This is a genomic window from Rhizobacter sp. Root1221 (genome assembly GCF_001425785.1).
Taxonomy (GTDB): Bacteria; Pseudomonadota; Gammaproteobacteria; order Burkholderiales; family Burkholderiaceae_C; genus Rhizobacter.
In genome coordinates, this window is record NZ_LMDI01000025.1 from 14902 (window position 1) to 32613 (window position 17712).

Annotated in this window: 20 protein-coding genes; 10 read left to right on the forward strand and 10 right to left on the reverse strand. The window is 67.5% G+C overall.

Going from position 1 to position 17712, the window contains the following annotated elements; genetic code table 11:
* Positions 1–102: 102 nt before the first annotated feature.
* Positions 103–753 carry a CAP domain-containing protein gene (locus ASC87_RS30810; RefSeq protein ID WP_082568735.1) on the forward strand — a complete coding sequence of 217 codons (651 nt, stop codon included), beginning with the start codon at positions 103–105 and terminating at the stop codon, positions 751–753.
* A 114-nt stretch (positions 754–867) separates the two neighbouring features.
* On the opposite strand, the gene mnmA is transcribed toward ASC87_RS30810, so the two are convergent.
* Positions 868–1956, reverse strand: coding sequence for a tRNA 2-thiouridine(34) synthase MnmA (gene mnmA / locus ASC87_RS18485; protein ID WP_056665366.1), 1089 nt, complete (start codon positions 1954–1956; stop codon positions 868–870).
* Positions 1957–1999: 43 nt separating this feature from the next.
* Entirely contained in the window at positions 2000–2488 is a 489-nt protein-coding gene (locus ASC87_RS18490; RefSeq protein ID WP_056665368.1) for an NUDIX hydrolase, read from the reverse strand.
* A gap of 128 nt (positions 2489–2616) precedes the next feature.
* On the opposite strand from ASC87_RS18490, the gene ASC87_RS18495 reads away from it, so the two are divergent.
* The 8 genes from ASC87_RS18495 to ASC87_RS18530 all read left to right on the forward strand — a co-directional run bounded on the left by ASC87_RS18495 (position 2617) and on the right by ASC87_RS18530 (position 9653).
* Positions 2617–3732 carry a Re/Si-specific NAD(P)(+) transhydrogenase subunit alpha gene (locus tag ASC87_RS18495; RefSeq protein WP_056665371.1) on the forward strand — a complete coding sequence of 372 codons (1116 nt, stop codon included), beginning with the start codon at positions 2617–2619 and terminating at the stop codon, positions 3730–3732.
* 48 nt (positions 3733–3780) lie between these two features.
* On the forward strand, positions 3781–4146 hold the full coding sequence (panD, locus tag ASC87_RS18500; RefSeq protein WP_056665374.1) for an aspartate 1-decarboxylase: 366 nt from the start codon (positions 3781–3783) through the stop codon (positions 4144–4146).
* Positions 4147–4168: 22 nt separating this feature from the next.
* Positions 4169–4492: an NAD(P) transhydrogenase subunit alpha gene (locus tag ASC87_RS18505; protein WP_056665378.1), complete on the forward strand. Its 324-nt coding sequence runs from the start codon at positions 4169–4171 to the stop codon at positions 4490–4492.
* Positions 4489–5925, forward strand: coding sequence for an NAD(P)(+) transhydrogenase (Re/Si-specific) subunit beta (locus ASC87_RS18510; protein ID WP_056665381.1), 1437 nt, complete (start codon positions 4489–4491; stop codon positions 5923–5925). The genes ASC87_RS18505 and ASC87_RS18510 overlap by 4 nt, the downstream gene beginning before the upstream one ends.
* Before the next feature lie 104 nt (positions 5926–6029).
* Positions 6030–7703, forward strand: coding sequence for a long-chain-fatty-acid--CoA ligase (locus ASC87_RS18515; protein ID WP_056665384.1), 1674 nt, complete (start codon positions 6030–6032; stop codon positions 7701–7703).
* Positions 7704–7888: 185 nt separating this feature from the next.
* Positions 7889–8374 (forward strand): hypothetical protein, encoded by a 486-nt coding sequence (locus tag ASC87_RS18520; protein ID WP_056665387.1) that lies wholly within the window; start codon positions 7889–7891, stop codon positions 8372–8374.
* A 28-nt stretch (positions 8375–8402) separates the two neighbouring features.
* Complete coding sequence (locus tag ASC87_RS18525; RefSeq protein ID WP_235582207.1) at positions 8403–8894, forward strand: hypothetical protein; 492 nt, start codon at positions 8403–8405, stop codon at positions 8892–8894.
* Positions 8895–8942: 48 nt separating this feature from the next.
* Positions 8943–9653, forward strand: coding sequence for a 16S rRNA (uracil(1498)-N(3))-methyltransferase (locus ASC87_RS18530; RefSeq protein WP_056665393.1), 711 nt, complete (start codon positions 8943–8945; stop codon positions 9651–9653).
* A 33-nt stretch (positions 9654–9686) separates the two neighbouring features.
* Here ASC87_RS18530 and ASC87_RS18535 read toward each other — a convergent pair whose 3' ends face one another.
* Entirely contained in the window at positions 9687–10580 is an 894-nt protein-coding gene (locus tag ASC87_RS18535; RefSeq protein WP_056665397.1) for an AraC family transcriptional regulator, read from the reverse strand.
* Positions 10581–10819: 239 nt separating this feature from the next.
* On the opposite strand from ASC87_RS18535, the gene ASC87_RS18540 reads away from it, so the two are divergent.
* Positions 10820–11212 (forward strand): nuclear transport factor 2 family protein, encoded by a 393-nt coding sequence (locus tag ASC87_RS18540; protein ID WP_056665400.1) that lies wholly within the window; start codon positions 10820–10822, stop codon positions 11210–11212.
* A gap of 28 nt (positions 11213–11240) precedes the next feature.
* On the opposite strand, the gene ASC87_RS18545 is transcribed toward ASC87_RS18540, so the two are convergent.
* From ASC87_RS18545 to ASC87_RS18575, 7 genes are all read right to left on the reverse strand, one after another.
* Complete coding sequence (locus ASC87_RS18545) at positions 11241–12506, reverse strand: class I SAM-dependent RNA methyltransferase (RefSeq protein WP_056665403.1); 1266 nt, start codon at positions 12504–12506, stop codon at positions 11241–11243.
* A gap of 68 nt (positions 12507–12574) precedes the next feature.
* Positions 12575–13120 carry a YbhB/YbcL family Raf kinase inhibitor-like protein gene (locus tag ASC87_RS18550; RefSeq protein ID WP_056665406.1) on the reverse strand — a complete coding sequence of 182 codons (546 nt, stop codon included), beginning with the start codon at positions 13118–13120 and terminating at the stop codon, positions 12575–12577.
* A gap of 54 nt (positions 13121–13174) precedes the next feature.
* Positions 13175–13975, reverse strand: a complete 801-nt coding sequence (locus tag ASC87_RS18555; RefSeq protein ID WP_056665409.1) for an AraC family transcriptional regulator — start codon at positions 13973–13975, stop codon at positions 13175–13177.
* A 3-nt stretch (positions 13976–13978) separates the two neighbouring features.
* The gene (locus ASC87_RS18560; protein ID WP_056665414.1) at positions 13979–15511 is read right to left on the reverse strand and encodes an RNA polymerase factor sigma-54; all 1533 of its coding nucleotides are present in this window, start codon (positions 15509–15511) and stop codon (positions 13979–13981) included.
* 75 nt (positions 15512–15586) lie between these two features.
* Positions 15587–16339: an LPS export ABC transporter ATP-binding protein gene (gene lptB, locus ASC87_RS18565; protein WP_056665417.1), complete on the reverse strand. Its 753-nt coding sequence runs from the start codon at positions 16337–16339 to the stop codon at positions 15587–15589.
* A complete protein-coding gene (gene lptA, locus ASC87_RS18570) occupies positions 16336–16938 on the reverse strand; it encodes a lipopolysaccharide transport periplasmic protein LptA (protein ID WP_056665420.1) in 603 nt (200 codons plus the stop codon). The genes lptB and lptA overlap by 4 nt, the downstream gene beginning before the upstream one ends.
* A gap of 110 nt (positions 16939–17048) precedes the next feature.
* Positions 17049–17696, reverse strand: a complete 648-nt coding sequence (locus ASC87_RS18575) for a thiol:disulfide interchange protein DsbA/DsbL (RefSeq protein ID WP_056665511.1) — start codon at positions 17694–17696, stop codon at positions 17049–17051.
* Between the last annotated feature and the right edge of the window lie 16 nt (positions 17697–17712).

A 17712-nucleotide genomic window follows, 5' to 3' on the forward strand; every position in this document is an offset into this window, starting at 1 on the left:
CCGCACGGTCGTGTGACGGACATCACGGTTGCCGCCACACCCGCTCACGCCATGTGACATCCCGAAACCCCTTTGGACGCCGTGCGCCTGTAGCCTGACCGGATGCAATACCCGATCGCCCCCCGCCGCCTCGCGGCCCTCCTCGCCGTCTGTGCCACCCTTGCCGCCTGTGGCGGCGGTGGCGACGACACCCCCGACAACGACGTGGCCAGCGCCGCGGCCACCCCGGCCGCGGCCGACAACCCCGACACCGGCACCGGCACTGCCACCGAGGCGCCCACCAACGAGGTGCTCGCCGTCACCTCGGCTTACACCGGCAACTGCAGCGTCACCAACTTCGTGCCCGACACGCTGGCGCTGGTCAACGCGTTCCGGGCGCAGGCCCGCACCTGCGGCACCACCACCTACCCGGCCGCGCCGGCGCTCGTGTGGAACGACAAGCTCGCGCAGGCGGCCTATGGCCATTCGCTCGACATGGCCACGAACAACTACTTCTCGCACACGAGCAAGGACGGCCGCACGTTCGCCCAGCGCATCACCAACGCCGGCTACACCTGGAGTGCCGCGGGCGAAAACATCGCGGCGGGCCCCACCACGATGGCCTCGGTGATGTCCGGCTGGCAGAAAAGCGCCGGGCACTGCGCGAACCTGATGAACAAGTCGTACACGCACATCGGGCTGAGCTGCTCGAAGGGCTCGGCGACGGCCACGTACCGCACGTACTGGACGATGGACCTGGCGAAACCCCGCTGAAAACGGTCATCCCGGCGCAGGCCGGGATCTCGACCGGTGGCCGGGAACAGCCGTGGTTCAGCGAGATGCCGGAGATCCCGGCCCCCGCCGCGACGACCAGCCGTGAAGCGCAGCCTACGTCGCCGGAGCGCTCGCGATCACCCCACCCCCCAGGCACACCTCGCCGTCGTACACCACGGCGGATTGCCCGGGCGTGACCGCCCACTGGGCCTCGTCGAACTGCAGCGCGAACGATGCGCCGTCGGGTTCGGTCAGCGCACACGCCGAATCGGCCTGGCGGTACCGCGTCTTCGCGGCCAGCGTGGCGCTGCGCGGCGCGTGGCCGGCCACCCAGCTCGTGTCGTCGGCCGACAGCCGGTGTGACAGCAGCCACGGGTGGTCGTGCCCTTGCACCGCGTACAGCGTGTTGGCGGCCATGTCCTTGCGGGCCACGAACCACGGCGCGGCCTCGCGTTCCTTCAGGCCGCCGATGCCGATGCCCTTGCGCTGGCCCAGCGTGTAGAAGCTCAGGCCCACGTGTTCGCCGATGGTGCGGCCGTGGTCGTCCTTGATGGGCCCGGGCTGGTTCGCGAGGTAGCGGTTCAGGAACTCGCGGAAGGGCCGCTCACCGATGAAGCAGATGCCGGTGGAATCCTTCTTCTTGGCATTGGGCAGGCCGATCTCGGCGGCGATGCGCCGCACCTCGGTCTTTGGCAGTTCGCCCACCGGGAACAGCGTCTTCGACAGCTGGGCCTGGTTCAGGCGGTGCAGGAAGTAGCTCTGGTCCTTCAGCGGGTCGAGGCCCTTGAGCAGCTGGAACTGCCCGTCCACCTCGCGCACGCGGGCGTAGTGCCCGGTGGCGATCTTGCCGGCACCGAGGCGCATCGCGTGGTCGAGGAAGGCCTTGAACTTGATCTCGGCGTTGCACAACACGTCGGGGTTCGGCGTGCGGCCGGCCTGGTACTCGCGCAGGAAGTCGGCGAACACCCGGTCCTTGTAGTCGGCGGCGAAGTTGACGTGTTCGATCTCGATGCCCAGCACATCGGCGACGCTCGCGGCGTCGAGGAAATCCTGGCGCGACGAGCAGTACTCGCTGTCGTCGTCGTCCTCCCAGTTTTTCATGAAGATGCCGACGACCTCGTGGCCCTGCTCTTTCAGCAGGTGCGCACTGACGGCCGAATCCACGCCCCCGCTCAATCCCACGACCACACGTTGTTTTGCCATGCCGCGATTTTAGGCAACCCGGCCCGGGCCCGCGGGCGAGGGGCTACTTGAGCTCGGGATCGAAGAGACTCTGATCGGCAAACACCGTGTCGAGCGGGAACCGCCGCCCCGCCGCGAAATCCTCGATGCACCGCAGCACGAGCCCGCTGCGGTGGCGATCGCGGCTCGCACGCACCTCGTCGAGGGTCATCCACACCGTGCGTTCGATGCCGTCGTCGAGCGAGCGCGTGGAATCGGTCTCACCGGCCGTGCCGCCGTACGCGATGCGCAGGTAGGTCACGTCCTCGCCGGTGGCCAGCCGCTGGAACCGCGACAGGTACAGCCCCAGCAAACGGTCCGGCACGAACGTGCGTGCAGTTTCTTCGAGGGCCTCGCGGATGACCCCTTGTTCAGGCGACTCGCCGGGCTCGAGATGACCCGCGGGATTGTTGAGGCGAAGGCCCTCGGGTGTGTGCTCTTCGACCAGCAGGAATCGGCCATCGCGCTCGATCACGGCGGCGACCGTGACGCTCGGTTTCCATCGTTCATTCATGGACCGCATCCTAGGGGGAACGGCTCCTCGGGTTAACCCTTGGTCACTCCGATGGGTTACGCTTGCGGCCCGTTCGTCTTTGTAAGTTGGGTGAAAGTTCCGGTTCACCTGTGCCTGAGGAGGCTTTCATGTTGATTGGGGTTCCGCTCGAAACGGCGGCTGGGGAAGCGCGTGTCGCCGTCACGCCCGAAACTGCAAAGAAGCTGAAGGCCCAAGGGCACACGATCAAGGTGCAGTCCGGCGCAGGGGTTGCCGCCAGTGTTCCGGACGAAGCGTACGTGGCCGCGGGTGCCGAGATCACCGACCAGGCCGGCGCCTTCGGGGCCGAGCTGGTGTTGAAGGTGCGTGCCCCGCTCGACTCCGAACTGAGCCTGATGGAACGGGGTGCCAACCTCGTCGGCATGCTGAACCCGTTCGACCGCGACAACCTCTCGCGCATGGCCGGCGCCGGCATCACGAGCTTCGCGCTCGAAGCCGCGCCGCGCACCACCCGTGCGCAAAGCATGGACGTGCTCAGCTCGCAGGCCAACATCGCCGGCTACAAGGCCGTGATGATCGCCGCCGACAAGTACCAGCGCTTCTTCCCGATGCTGATGACCGCGGCAGGCACCGTGAAGGCCGCGCGGGTCGTGATCCTCGGCGTGGGGGTGGCGGGCCTGCAGGCCATCGCCACCGCCAAGCGCCTGGGCGCCGTCATCGAGGCGAGCGACGTGCGGCCGTCGGTGAAGGAACAGGTCGAATCGCTCGGCGCGAAGTTCATCGACGTGTCGTACGACACGCCGGAAGAGAAGGAAGCCGCGGAAGGCGTGGGCGGTTACGCGAAGCCCATGCCGCAGAGCTGGCTCGACCGCCAGAAGGCCGAGGTCGCCAAGCGCGTGGCCGCTGCCGACATCGTCATCACCACCGCGCTGATCCCGGGCCGTGCGGCGCCGGTGCTCGTGACGGAAGAGATGGTGCGTGCGATGAAGCCGGGTTCGGTGATCGTGGACCTCGCCGCGGCACAGGGCGGCAACTGTCCGCTGACCGAAGCCAACCGCACCGTCATCAGGCACGGTGTCACGCTCGTGGGCGAGACGAACCTGCCTGCACTCGTGGCGGCCGATGCCAGCGCGCTGTACGCGCGCAATGTGCTCGACTTCCTGAAGCTCGTCTTCACGAAGGAAGGGACGTTCAACGTGCCGCTCGACGATGACATCGTGGCCGCCTGCCTGATGACGCATGGCGGCGAGGTCAAGCGCGCCTGAGTTCCCGAATCCCGTTGTTGTCTTGTCTGTCAGTCCATCGAGAGTGTCATGAGTAACCGAGTCATGTTGCGGGCCAAGCTGCACCGCGCCACCGTCACCGAAGCCGACCTGCATTACGAGGGGTCCTGCGGCATCGACAGCACGCTGCTGGAGGCGGCCGACATGAAGGAGTTCGAGCGCATCGAGCTCTACAACATCAACAACGGGGAACGGTTCTCCACCTACATCATCAAGGCGCCGCCGGGTTCCGGCGTCATCTCGTTGAATGGTGCCGCCGCGCGCCGCGCCCAGGTGGGCGACCTGCTGATCATCTGCACCTACGCCACGATGTCCGAAGACGTGGCCGCGACCTACAAGCCGAAGGTGATCCTGCTCGACGAGCAGAACGTCATCAAGGAAATCCGCAAGTTCTGATCTTCAACCAGGAGCACGTCGGATGGACACCATCTCGCCGACCATCATCAACCTCATCATCTTCGTTCTGGCCATCTACGTGGGTTACCACGTGGTGTGGACGGTGACACCCGCGCTGCACACACCGCTGATGGCGGTCACGAACGCCATCTCGGCGATCGTGATCGTCGGCGCGATGCTCGCGGCGGCACTGACCGAGACCTACCTCGGCAAGTCGATGGGCGTGCTCGCCGTGGCCTTGGCCGCGGTCAACGTGTTCGGCGGGTTCCTGGTCACCCGGCGCATGCTGGAGATGTTCAGGAAAAAGGAAAAGAAGGCCCCGGCCAAGGAAGGCGAAGCGAAATGAGCATGAACCTCGTCACGCTGCTTTACCTGATTGCCAGCGTCTTCTTCATCCAGGCGCTGAAAGGCCTGAGCCACCCCACCACGTCGATCCGCGGCAACCTGTTCGGCATGCTCGGCATGGCCATCGCGGTGGTGACCACCGGGGCGCTGATCTGGAAGATCGCGGGCGACCTGGGCAACTCGCCGGTGGCCGGCCTCGCCTGGGTGCTGCTGGGCCTGCTGGCCGGCGGCACGCTGGGCACGGTGATGGCCAGGCGCGTCGAGATGACCAAGATGCCGGAACTCGTGGCCTTCATGCACAGCATGATCGGCCTGGCGGCCGTGTTCATCGCGGTGGCCGCGGCGGTGGAGCCCTGGGCCTTCCACATCGCAGGCAAGGGCGACCCGATCCCGCTCGGCAACCGGCTCGAACTGGCGCTGGGCGCGGCCATCGGTGCCATCACGTTCAGCGGCTCGGTGATCGCGTTCGGCAAGCTGTCGGGCAAGTACAAGTTCCGGCTGTTCCAGGGCGCCCCGGTGTCCTTCAAGGGCCAGCACCTGCTGAACCTGGCGCTGGGCCTCGGCCTCGTGTTCTTCGTGGTGGGCTACACCGTGAGCCAGGCCAACATCGACTTCGTGGGCCTGCTCGCCATCGCGTTCGTGCTGGGCGTGCTGATCATCATCCCCATCGGCGGGGCCGACATGCCGGTGGTGGTGTCCATGCTCAACAGCTACTCCGGCTGGGCCGCGGCCGGCATCGGCTTCTCGCTGAACAACAGCATGTTGATCATCGCGGGTTCGCTGGTCGGCTCGTCCGGCGCGATCCTGAGCTACATCATGTGCAAGGCGATGAACCGCTCGTTCTTCAACGTGATCCTCGGCGGGTTCGGCGGTGAAGCCACCACCGCCGCGGTGGGTGGCGCGGTGCAGCGGGCGGTCAAGAGCGGCAGCGCCGACGACGCCGCCTTCGTGCTCGGCAATGCCGAGACGGTGGTGATCGTGCCGGGCTACGGCCTGGCCGTGGCGCGCGCGCAGCACGCCGTGAAGGAGCTCGCCGCCAAGCTCGTGGAGCACGGCGTGACCGTCAAGTACGCCATCCACCCGGTGGCCGGCCGCATGCCGGGTCACATGAACGTGCTGCTCGCGGAGGCCGAGGTGCCTTACGACCAGGTGTTCGAGATGGAAGACATCAACGGCGAATTCGGCCAGGCCGATGTCGCCATCATTCTCGGAGCCAACGACGTGGTGAACCCCGCCGCGCTCACCAAGGGCAGCCCCATCTACGGCATGCCCATTCTGGAGGCCTACAAGGCCAAGACCGTCATCGTCAACAAGCGGTCGATGGCCGCCGGTTATGCCGGCCTCGACAACGAGCTGTTCTACATGGACAAGACGATGATGGTGTTCGGCGACGCCAAGAAGGTCGTCGAAGACATGGTCAAGGCCATCGAGTAGATCCAATAGCCGGGGAGGGCGCCCTGTCCGCCGGGATGAAAACCCGGGGAACGGTGGCGCGGTTTTCTGACCAGAATCGTGAATGCAAGCAGAGGGGTGAACCAATGGAAAAGACCTGGTTGAAGCACTATCCGAGCGGGGTGGTGCAGCACATCGATGCCGGGCAATACAGCTCGCTGGTGGCGTTGCTGGACGAGAGCTTCAAGAAGCACCGCGACCGCCCCGCCTACCGCTTCATGCGCAAGTCGGTCAGCTTCGCCCAGATCGATGACCAGTCGCGTGCGTTTGCCGCGTACCTGCAGGCGCAGGGTTTCGTGAAGGGCGACCGCGTGGCGGTGATGATGCCCAACGTGCCCCAGTACCCGGTGGCGCTCGCCGGCATCCTGCGTGCCGGCTGCGTGCTGGTGAACGTGAACCCGCTCTACACCCCGCGCGAACTCGAACACCAGCTGAAGGATTCGGGCGCAAAGGGCATCGTGATCCTCGAGAACTTCGCGGCCACGCTGCAGCAGGTGGCGGCCAACGTGCCCACCAAGAAGGTGATCCTGGCCTCGTTGGGTGACCTGCTCGGGTTCCCGATGTCGTTCATCGTCAACTATGTCGTTCGCAACGTGAAGAAGATGGTGCCGGCCTACGAGCTGCCCGGCGCCGTCAAGTTCAACGACGCGCTGGCACAGGGCCGCAACGGCACGCTGCGTGCGCCGGCCGTGGGCCCGGACGACATCGCCGTGCTGCAGTACACCGGCGGCACCACCGGCGTCAGCAAGGGCGCCGTGCTGCTGCACCGCAACCTGGTGGCCAACACGCTGCAGTCCGAGGCCTGGTACCAGCCCGCGCTGCGCAAGGTGCCGGCGGGCGAGCAGGTGGTCACCGTCTGCGCATTGCCGATCTATCACATCTTCGGTTTCACCGCGAACATCATGCTGGGCATGCGCACCGGCGGTTGCAACGTGCTGATCCCCAACCCGCGTGACCTGCCCGCGCTGTTCAAGGAACTCAAGGGCATCAAGTTCCACAGCTTCCCGGCCGTGAACACGCTGTTCGGTGCCATGGCCAACCACCCGCAGTTCAACACGGTGGACTGGAGCAACCTCGTGATCTCGGTCGGCGGCGGCATGGCGGTGCAGAGCGCCACCGCGAAGCTGTGGCTCGAGAAGACCGGCTGCCCCATCGTCGAAGGCTACGGGCTCTCGGAAACGTCGCCCACGGTGAGCTGCAATGCGGTCGACAGCACCGCCTACAGCGGTGACATCGGTTTCCCGCTGCCCGACACCGACATCGCGCTGCTCGACGACGACGGCAACGAAGTGCCTCAGGGCACGCCGGGCGAGATCGCCGTGCGTGGCCCGCAGGTCATGGCTGGCTACTGGCAACGCCCTGACGAAACCGCGAAGGTCATGACCGCCGACGGCTTCTTCCGCACGGGCGACGTGGGCACCGTGGACGCCCAGGGCCACTTCAAGATCGTCGACCGCAAGAAGGACATGATCCTGGTGAGCGGCTTCAACGTGTACCCGAACGAGGTCGAGGACGTGGTCACGCAGATGCCGGGCGTCCTGGAGTGTGCCGCGGTGGGGGTGCCCGATGCCAAGGCGGGTGAAGCGGTCAAGCTGGTCATCGTGCGCAGCAACCCGGCGGTCACCGAAGCCGACGTTCGTGCCTACTGTGAGACAAACATGACTGGCTATAAACGGCCCAAGGTGGTTGAATTCCGCACGGACTTGCCGAAAACCCCGGTCGGCAAGATCTTGCGCCGGGAACTGCGCGACAAAGTCTGAGTCGCAGGGTCCAAGCCACAATAACGTCACTGCAGTACCGAGACATGGCGGGCGGCCCCGTTCCGCGGGTCGTAGCTGCAAGGCCCGACGCGGAATGCGGCCTGTACCCCAGGCCATGATCACCATCGCTTTGCCTGGCGCCTATCGGTGCCGGGCGGGTGTCGCGCTCGAAGGGAGAGGTACGGATGATCTGGTCGAAGACCGATGCGGGCCGCGTGGAAATGCAGTCCCGCACCTTGGTGAAAGAACGCACGCAGCGCAACCTGCTGCTGCTGATCGACGGCGTGAAGTCGCAGGACATGCTGCTCGGCAGCATTGCCGGCGTGACGAAGGCCGACTTCGACGCCCTGCTGGCCCTCGGGCTCATCATGCAGACGGGCGGGGCCGCGCCGTCGTCATCGGCCAGCACGTCGAAGGCGGCCGCGGGCGCCACCACGGTGTCGCCGGCCGCACCCGCCGAGCCGGGCGACTACGCCGTCTTCACGCAGACGCTCACGCAGCTGATCTCGTCGGAGCTCGGGTTGCGGGGGTTCACGCTGACACTCGCCGTCGAAAAGGCCAGCACCAACACCGAATTGCGTGACGTGGCCGAGCGGGTGCTCAAGCAGATCCAGGACCGCAAGGGTGACGACGCGGCCGACAAGGCCCGCCGCAAGCTCTACGGCGCCTGAACCGCGGGAGCGTTTCCTGCGCTCGTTTTTGCGTCATCTCCTGCGTGGTGTTCGGGCGGTGCTGCTGGCGCTGGCCGCCGTGGTGCTGTTCATCGAGGAATGGGGCTGGCGGCCGCTCACGGCCTTGGCCGCACGCCTTGGCCGCTGGCCACCGCTCGCGCGCCTCGAAGCGCTGATCCGCCAGGTTCGCCCCGGTGTGGCCCTGGTGCTGTTCATCGTGCCGGCGGCGGCGTTGTTCCCCATCAAGCTCGTGGCACTGTGGCTCATCCACGTGGGCCAGACGACGCTCGGGGTGACGGTGATCGTGCTGGCCAAGCTGCTGGGCACCGCGTTCGTCGGCCGGCTGTTCCTGCTCACCGAGGCGCAGCTGATGACGTTCCCCTGGTTCGTCCGGGCCTGGACCTGGTGGCGCGCCACGAAGGCCCGGGTGGGTGAGGCCGTGCGGCGTTCGGCGCCGTGGCGTGCCGCCCGGGCCCTGCGGCTCCGGTGGCGCCGCTTTCGCAGGCGGGGCGACGCCTGAGAGACCTGAGGCACACTGTCGGCCCGTTCCCCGTGTTCTGCTGTTGCCATGCCGCCTCGTTTTTACGTCGACCTGCCGCTTGCCGCCGGCGCCTCGCTCACGTTGCCTGCCGGGGCCTCGCGCCACGCGCAGGTGCTGCGCCTGCAACCGGGTGACCCCGTCACGCTGTTCGACGGCCGCGGCGGTGAATGGCAGGCCGACATCGCGCAGATGGGCCGCAAGGACGTGTCGGTCACGGTCGGCGCCCACCACGCCGCCGACCCCGAGCTGGCCTTGTCGGTGACGCTGGCCGTGGGCATGCCGGCCAACGAACGCATGGACGACCTCGTGGAAAAGGCCACCGAACTCGGCGTGGCCCGCATCCAGCCGCTGATGTGCGAACGGTCGGTGCTGCGGCTGTCCGGCGAACGTGCCGAGCGCAAACGCGACCACTGGCAAGCCGTGGCCATCTCGGCCTGTGAGCAGAGCGGCCGCACGCGCGTGCCGGTCATCGAGCCGGTGCGCACGCTGGCCGCCTGGCTGCGGGACCTGCCGGCGGGTGATGCGGCGAAGGTGCTGCTGAGCACGTCCGACTCGCCGCCGCTGCCGGCGGCCCGGGGCGCGGTGATCTCGCTGAGCGGCCCGGAGGGCGGGTTCTCTCCGGCCGAAGAGCAGGCCGCGCGTGGCGCCGGTTTCCAGCCGGCGAGCCTTGGCCCCCGGGTGTTGCGTGCCGACACGGCGCCGCTCGCGGCGCTCGCCGTTTGGGGCTTGATGGCATAGGCAGCGCCTGTTCCCGGGGGGGAGGGCTGCCTTCTACGCGCGCATCTCTGAAGTTTTTTGCCGACGGCGAAATTCCATCGGCGTGCACTCAGCCTCGCGCTTGAAGAACTTGCTGAAGTTGGTGGGCTCGTCGAAGCCCAGTTTCTCGGCGATGGTGACGAGGGACGAGTCCGTATGCACCAGCAGGCGCTTCGCTTCCAGAACGATCCGCGCCGCGATGAAGGCTTTGGCCGTCATGCCCATGGATGCCGTCACGGCGCGCGCCACACTCTTCTCCGTGTAGCCGAGTTGGCGGGCATAGTCGGCCACCTGATGCCACTCTGCGAAGCGTTCCTCCACAAGCTGCTGGAACCGCCTGAAGCGCTGCAATGCCGGGGAGGTCACCGGCTCTTGGGCCTGCTCCCGGCCTTGCAGGATGCTCAGCCGTGTCAGCAGTGCATGAAGCTGATGGCGCAGCAGTGCATGCACATCGTCAAGCGGGGCGTCGAGCTGCGTGTCCTCGCGCATCTGCTCGATCGAGCCCGTCACGATCCGCAGCAGGTCGTCGCCCATCACGATGTGCTCCGGCAGTCTTTCCAGATCGACTGCGAACTTCAGGTTGCGGGCCGTGGTTGAAACGGGCAGGACGAATTCCGGGCGAAACAGAACGACCCAACCATCCCAATCCTCGTCGTGGCCGAAGTTGTGAGCTTGCCCCGGTCGCAAGACGAGCAACGATCCCGGTGCAGACGGGATCGGCTTGAAATCGACTGTTTGAGTGCCTGCGCCCTGCGTGACGCACACCAACATGTGGAATTCGTACCGATGTGTTGTCCGCACCTTCTCTTTGCTGCCCCGCTGCCTCAGGTCGGCCACGGTAAAGGCTTCGAAATCGAGCTGGTAGGGTGCTCGCGGCCGATAGTCCAGGCGCTGAATATCCGTGCTCACGTTCGTGTTTCCTGACGCAGATCGCCCCGTCGTGGCCGTCTTGCACGGGGCCTATCCTTCAAGGATGTCCTGAAAGTATCATTCGTTGTCCGGGAATTATCGTTTAAACCCGTCGATGATGTCCAATAATAATCATATCGGAATTGCCTTTGGAAGGTTAAACGATGAAGGCAGCCGGGGGCTACACGCCGGCACTGGCACAGCCATCTTTCACAACCGCACCAGGACAGGAGCGCACCATGAACAACAGCATCGACATCGCGAAGACGTACATCAAGGCCGTGCAGACCGGCGACCAAGCCACGCTCGGCAGCATCATTTCGCCCGACGTGACCTGGCACCAACCGGGCAACAACCAGTTTTCCGGCACGCATCGGGGCATGGCCAATGTCGGCCCGATGCTGGGCAAGATGATGGAGGTCTCCAAGGGGACGTTCGCGATCACCCGTGCTGACCACTACATGGCCAGTGGCGATTGGGTGGCCATCACGCTGGAGTTCGCTGGCGAGGCCAACGGCATCAGGCTCAAGCAACCAGGCGTGGACCTCATCCGCATCGAGGGCGGCAAGATTGTCGAAGTGCGGCTGTTCTCCGGCGACCAAGCGCAAGAAGACGCTTTCTGGGGGCAGTGACGCCCCTGCCTCACAACGCGCGGTGCCCCTACGCCGCCGCCCCCGGACTTCCAGGGGCTGCCACGCCGTCGGCTTGGCGCATCGACCCGGCCACCAGGTCAAACCGGAAGAGCCGGCATTCGATGGGGCCGTTCCACATCGGTACGCGGCGTGCTTCTTTCAGCCGCATCGCGGTGGGCAGTTTCATGTCGGGGCTCAGCACCCAGGCGGTCCAACCGGCATCGTGTTTCGTGTACGCGCGTTTCCAGTGCGCCGACAGGCGCGGGAAGAAGTCGTCCGGTGTGTCGCGGTCTTCGGCCGACGGGCGTGCGGCCTTGCCCGCCACCTCGATGCGCTCGCCGTAGGGCGGGTTGATCATCAGCGTGCCGTGCAGGCCGCCGGGCAGGTCGGGTGCGGGGCGCTCCAGGGCATCGCCGCCGTTGAACTGGATGGCGTCGAGCACCCCGGCCCGTTCGGCGTTGCGGCGGGCGAAGTCGACCATGCGGAATGACACGTCGCTTGCGAAGATGGGCACTTCGCTCTTGTGGATGTGGCTCTGCGCGTGGCTCTTCTGGCGTTGCCATTCGCCGCGTGAATCGGCGTCGGAGAATGGCAGCAGGCGCTCGAATGCGAAGCGGCGCTGGAGGCCCGCGGCGATGCCGCAGGCGATCTGGGCGGCCTCGATGGCAATGGTGCCGGACCCGCAGCACGGATCGTGCAGGGCGCCGCCCGCGTCGGGTGTGCCACGCCAGCCGGCCGCGGCCAGCATGGCCGCAGCCAGCGTTTCCTTCAGCGGGGCGTCGCCCTTGTCCTCGCGCCAGCCGCGCTTGAACAGCGACTCGCCGGAGGTGTCCACGTACAACGAGGCGCGCTCGGGTCCCAGGTGCAACTGCAGCTGCAGGTCTGGGTGGCGGGTGTCGACGCTCGGGCGTTCACCGGTGGCCTCGCGCAGCACGTCGCACACCCCGTCCTTGATGCGCAGTGCGGCGAAGTTCAGGCTGCGCAGCGGGCTGCGGGTGGCGGTGGTGTCCACGCGCAGCGTGTGCTGCGGTGTGATCCATTGTTGCCAGTCCACCGACCGGGCCAGGGCGTACAGATCGGCCTCGTCGCGGTACGGGCCTTCGGCCACCTCGGCCAGCACCCGCATCGCGAGGCGGCTGTGCAGGTTGAGCTTCATGACCTCCTGCGGGCCGCCGTCGAGTCCCACGCCCCCGCGCGTGGGGTACAGGATCTTGCTGGGCAGGATGCGCTGGACCTCCTCTTCGAGCAGGGCTTCGACGCCGGCGGCGCAAGGGAGGAACAGGGGCAGGGCCATGGGGCGGGCAGTGGGTGGGACGGGACAAACGGGGGAGGCGAGCCCCCATTGTCGCCGTTCCGGCCCGCTCAGCGGCCGTATCGGGCTTCCAGCGTGGCTTGCCCGAGGCGATTCATGCCCAGGAAATAGCCCACCATCGCGGCCGACGCACCGGCGGGCACCTCGAGCCGGTCCACCTTCAGCGCGTGCACGGTGAACACGTACCGGTGGGGCTTGTCGCCCACCGGCGGGCAGGCACCTCCAAAGCCCGCGCTGCCGTAGTCGGTTCGGCCCTGGGCGGCCGGGGCGGGCAACGCCCGGCCGTCGGCCGTGCCGGCGTTGGCAGGCAGGCGGGTGGTGGTGGCGGGCAGGTCGTAGACGACCCAGTGCCACCAGCCCGAGCCGGTGGGCGCATCCGGGTCGTACACGGTCACGGCGAAGCTGCGGGTGCCGGCCGGTGCGCCCGACCACACGAGCGCGGGCGACTGGTTGCCGCCCTGGCAGCCGAACCCGTCGAATACCTGGGCAGACCCGAGCGTGCCGCCGGCCGGGACCTGGGGGCTGGTGACGGTGAAGTCGGCGGCGCGGGCCCCGCAGGCGAAGGCGAGGGGGACGAGGAAGGCGGCGAGTCGCATGGTGCGGACCGGAAGTGGAGAGGCCTCCATGGTTCCCGGCCGCGGCCGTTCGTGTCAGCCCGGGCGTGTCATCCGCTGTGCGAGCGGCGTCACCGGCCGCAGGTCGGACGGCGGCAGCCCGAACCGCGTTCGGAACGCCGCGGAAAACCGGCTGTGCGACTCGTAGCCGCAGCGGGTGGCGATCTCGCCCACCGGCAGGTCGGTGCCATGCAGCAGGCCGAGTGCGGTCTCCAGCCGCACCTCGCGCACCAGGTCGCTGGCGGACGTGCCATCGGCCGCGAGCCGCCGCTGCAGGGTGCTCGGGCTCACGAGGAAGGCATCGGCCAGCGCCGTGACATGCCAGCTTTCGTGCGGGTGGCGGGCGATGCGCTGGCGCACGCGCTCGGCCCATGTGAGGTCGAGGCCCGGGTCGAAGCGCCAGCCGCGCTCGGCCAGCAGCATCAGCACCTCCTGCAGCCGGTGCTGCCGCACGGCGGGGGATACCGCTGCACCCGGGTCGAGCGCGCGTGCCGCGCGCTGCAGCGTGTCGGCCAGGTCGGTGTCGGCGGGCAGCGATGCGCAGCCGGCCACCGGGCGGGCGGCGTCGGCCGGGATGGCGCGGAGGAGGTCACGGCCGGGTGCGAGCACCAGGGCGCGGTAGTGGCCGTCGGGGGCGGGGTCGTTTTCGACGTCCCATTGCGTGCCCCGTTGCAGCAGGAACAGCTCCCCGCGGTGCCATGTGCGGGTGCCACCGGGGAACTGGAGCGTCTTGGTGCCGGCCTGCACCCAGCCGATCATGTCGTCGCGCACGACGACGGTCTTCAGGCGGTGCCGCACCGTGGCGACCACCTGCGCGGACTGGCCTGCGTCCGCCATGCCCTACATCTCGCGGCGCAGGTTGGCCGGTGCGATGCGCAGGGCCTCGCGGTACTTCGCGACCGTGCGGCGCGCCACCTGGATGCCCTGCTCCTCGAGCATGCGGCTCAGCTGGCTGTCCGACAGCGGCTTGTTGGGGTCCTCGGCCGCGACGAGCTGCTTGATCAGCGCCCGCACCGCGGTGCTCGATGCGTTGCCGCCCGCCTCGGTGTTCAGCGACGACCCGAAGAAGTACTTCAGCTCGAACGTGCCGAACATGGTGGCCATGTACTTGGCGGTGGTCACGCGCGAGATGGTGGATTCGTGCAGGCCCAGCTCGTCGGCGATCTCTCGCAGCACGAGCGGTTTCATCGCGATCTCGCCGTGCGTGAAGAAGCTCTTCTGCCGCTCGACGATGGCCTGCGACACACGCTGGATGGTGTCGAACCGCTGCTGGATGTTTTTCATGAACCAGCGCGCCTCCTGCAGGCGCGAGCTGAGTGCCGCGCCAGCCCCGCTGCTGGCCGACCCGCGGCTCTGGCGGATGGCCTGCGCATACAGGTCGTTGATGCGCAGCTTGGGCATCACGTCGGGGTTCAGCACCACCTTCCAGTTGCGGCCGGACTTCTGCACGATCACGTCGGGCACGATCACGTTCGCCTCGGCCCGCGAGAAGCGGCGCCCCGGTTTGGGTTCGAGCGCGACGATCAGCGTCTGCGCTTCCTTGATCAGCTCCTCGTCGGCGCCGGTGGCGGCCATGAGCTTTTTCATGTCGCGCCGCGCCAGCAGCTCGAGGTGCTGCTTGCAGATGATGATGGCGATGGTCTGGGCCTCGCAGCGCTCCTGCGCGCGCAGTTGCAGCGCCAGGCATTCGCCCAGGTTGCTCGCGCCCACGCCGAGCGGCTCCATGTTCTGGAGCCACTTCAGCGCCACGTGCAGGCGCTCGAGAAACAGCTCACGCTCTTCCTCGTCGTCCGCGAGCTGGCCGGCGATTTCCTCGAGCGGGTCGTCGAGGTACCCGTCGTCGTTGAGCGATTCGATCAGCACGTGCACTGCCGCCGCATCCTCGGCGCTCAGGCGCATCCCCAGCAACTGGTCGCGCAGGTGGTCCTGCAGGCTCGGGCCCACGGGGTTGCGGTCTTGCGGCTCGAAGTCGTCGTTGTCGTTCTGCGACGAGCTGCTGCTGGTCCCGGGCGTTTCGCGGATGCCGTCGAAGTCGTCGCGTTCGGTGCCGTTTTCCCAGTCATCGCGTTCGGTGGCGCCGAATTCGGCGCTGTCGACCCCGGCGGTGTCTTCCGCGGCGTCCGCGGTGGGTGATTCGGCGGCGCGGTCGACCTCGCGTTCGGCCGTGCGTTCGGTGGGCGACAGCCGTTCGGCGAGCGGCTCGAATGGCGTGGTCGTGTCCTCCTCCACGTCGAGGAACGGGTTCTGCTCCAGCATCTGCTCCACTTCCTGGTGGAGTTCGAGCGTGGACAGCTGGAGCAGGCGGATCGACTGCTGCAGCTGGGGCGTCAGCGCCAGGTGCTGCGAGAGGCGGACCTGCAACGACGGTTTCATGCCACCCTCCGCGGGATCGAACGGGAGGGTGTCGCGCCGGCCGGGCGGAAGGTGACTGCTGTGCTCATGCCGCGCTCACATCCGGAAGTGTTCGCCGAGGTAGACCTTTCGGACGTCGGCGTTCTCGACAATCTCACCCGGGGTGCCTTCGGCCAGCACACGGCCTTCGCTGATGATGTAGGCGCGGTCGCAGATGCCCAGCGTCTCGCGCACGTTGTGGTCGGTGATCAGCACACCGATGCCGCGGCTCTTGAGGAAGCTGATGATGCGCTGGATCTCGATCACCGCGATGGGGTCCACGCCGGCAAACGGTTCGTCGAGCAGGATGAACCGGGGCTGCGTGGCCAGTGCCCGGGCGATCTCGACCCGGCGGCGCTCACCGCCCGACAGCGCCGGGGCGGGGCTGTCGCGCAGCTTCTCGATGCTCAGGTCGTTCAGCAGGCCGTCGAGCAACTGGTCGATGGTGGCCTTGGCCAGCGGCTTGCCGTTGGCGTCGTGCTGCAGTTCGAGCACGGCGCGGATGTTTTCCTCGACCGTCAGCTTGCGGAAGATCGACGCTTCCTGCGGCAGGTAGCTGAGCCCGAGGCGCGAGCGCTGGTGGATGGGCAGGCGCTCGACCCGCTGGCCGGCCAGCGTGATCTGCCCGGCATCGGCCCGCACGAGGCCCACGATCATGTAGAAGCTGGTGGTCTTGCCGGCCCCGTTGGGGCCCAGCAGGCCCACCACCTCGCCGCCCTGCACCGACAGGCGCACGTCCTTGACGACCTTGCGGGCGCCGTAGGTCTTCTGGAGGCCGTGGGCCACCAGGCTGTGGGTGGCGGCGGTCATCGGGTGCTCCCGGAGGCCGATGCGGCCTGGGACGCGGCTTCGGCCGCGGCGGGGGTGCCGCTGCGGGGCGCAAGTTCCACGATCACGCGGCCGGTGGGGTTCTCGGGTGTGGCCGATTTGGCCCCGCCGGACACGGTGAACACCTCGGCGCCGTTGTCGTACACGATGACCGCGCCGATGGCCTGGTCGGCCAGTTCGGTGCCGCGAAGCCGGCGCACCTTCGCCTGGTCGGTGAGCCTGAGGGTGTCGGTCTTGCTGTCGTACGTGAGCGTGAGGGCCTCGCCCTCGATCCATTCGTTCACGCCGTCGCGCTTCTGGCGGAACCGGGCGGGGCTGCCGGTGGCGACCGCGGTCTGGTACCCCTCGGCGTTCTCGCGCACCTCGATGCGGGCGGCGTGGATGGACATGGTGCCCTTCGTGACCACGACGTTGCCGTTGAAGGTGACGATGCGCTTCTGGATGTCCACCTTGCTCGGCTGGTCGGCCTCGACCTGCATCTTGGCGAAGCGGTCGGCCCGCTCGGCAGAGGCCGGCACCGCGGCCAGCAGGGACAGCGCGGTGAGGGAACCCAGCAGGAGTTTGTAAGAGGATGAAGTCATAGCGGCATGAAACTTGCAGACCATTTTAGCCACAAGTTGCATGCCGCTCTGAAGTTTAAGTGCATCCGGGGGGAGGGATGCACCACCGGCGGGCCGCCGGTTCCGGGGGGTCAGCCGCCTTTGCGCACCCGGTCGATCAGGGCGTCGGCCACGACCAGCGAGCGGTCGGGCGAGCCGGCCTGTTGGCCCGAGGTGTAGTACTTCCCGCCGATGCCTAGCGCCGGCACGCCGTCGATCTTGTAGGCCTCGGCCAGGCGGCTGGCCTGCTTGGCCTTCGTGGACACGGTGAACGACGACAGCAGCTCCTTGAACTTGGCCGTGTCGACGCCGTTCTTGCCCACGAACTCGAGGATCTCGTCTTCCTTCTCGAAGCGCTTGCGCTCGCCGTGGATGGCCTGGAACACCTTGCGGTGCAGTTCCTCGACCTTGCCCATGGCCTCGATGGCGTAGAACAGGCGCTGGTGGATGGTGTAGCTCTCGCGGAACGCCACCGGCACGCGGCGGAACGCCACGTCGGCCGGGAGCTTCTTCTGCCAGGCGTCGAGCGCCGGCTCGAACGCGAAGCAGTGCGGGCAGCCGTACCAGAAGAACTCGACCACCTCGACCTTGCCCTTTTCCACCGACAGCGGTTGGCTCAGGCGCACGTAGTCCGACTCGGAGAGCGCCTTGGCCTGGGCCTGTGCCAGCAAGGGGGTGGCCAGGGTGGATGCACCAAGGCCGAGGCCGGCCAGGCGGGCGGAAAAATCGCGACGTTTCATGTTCGGGTCCATGCTG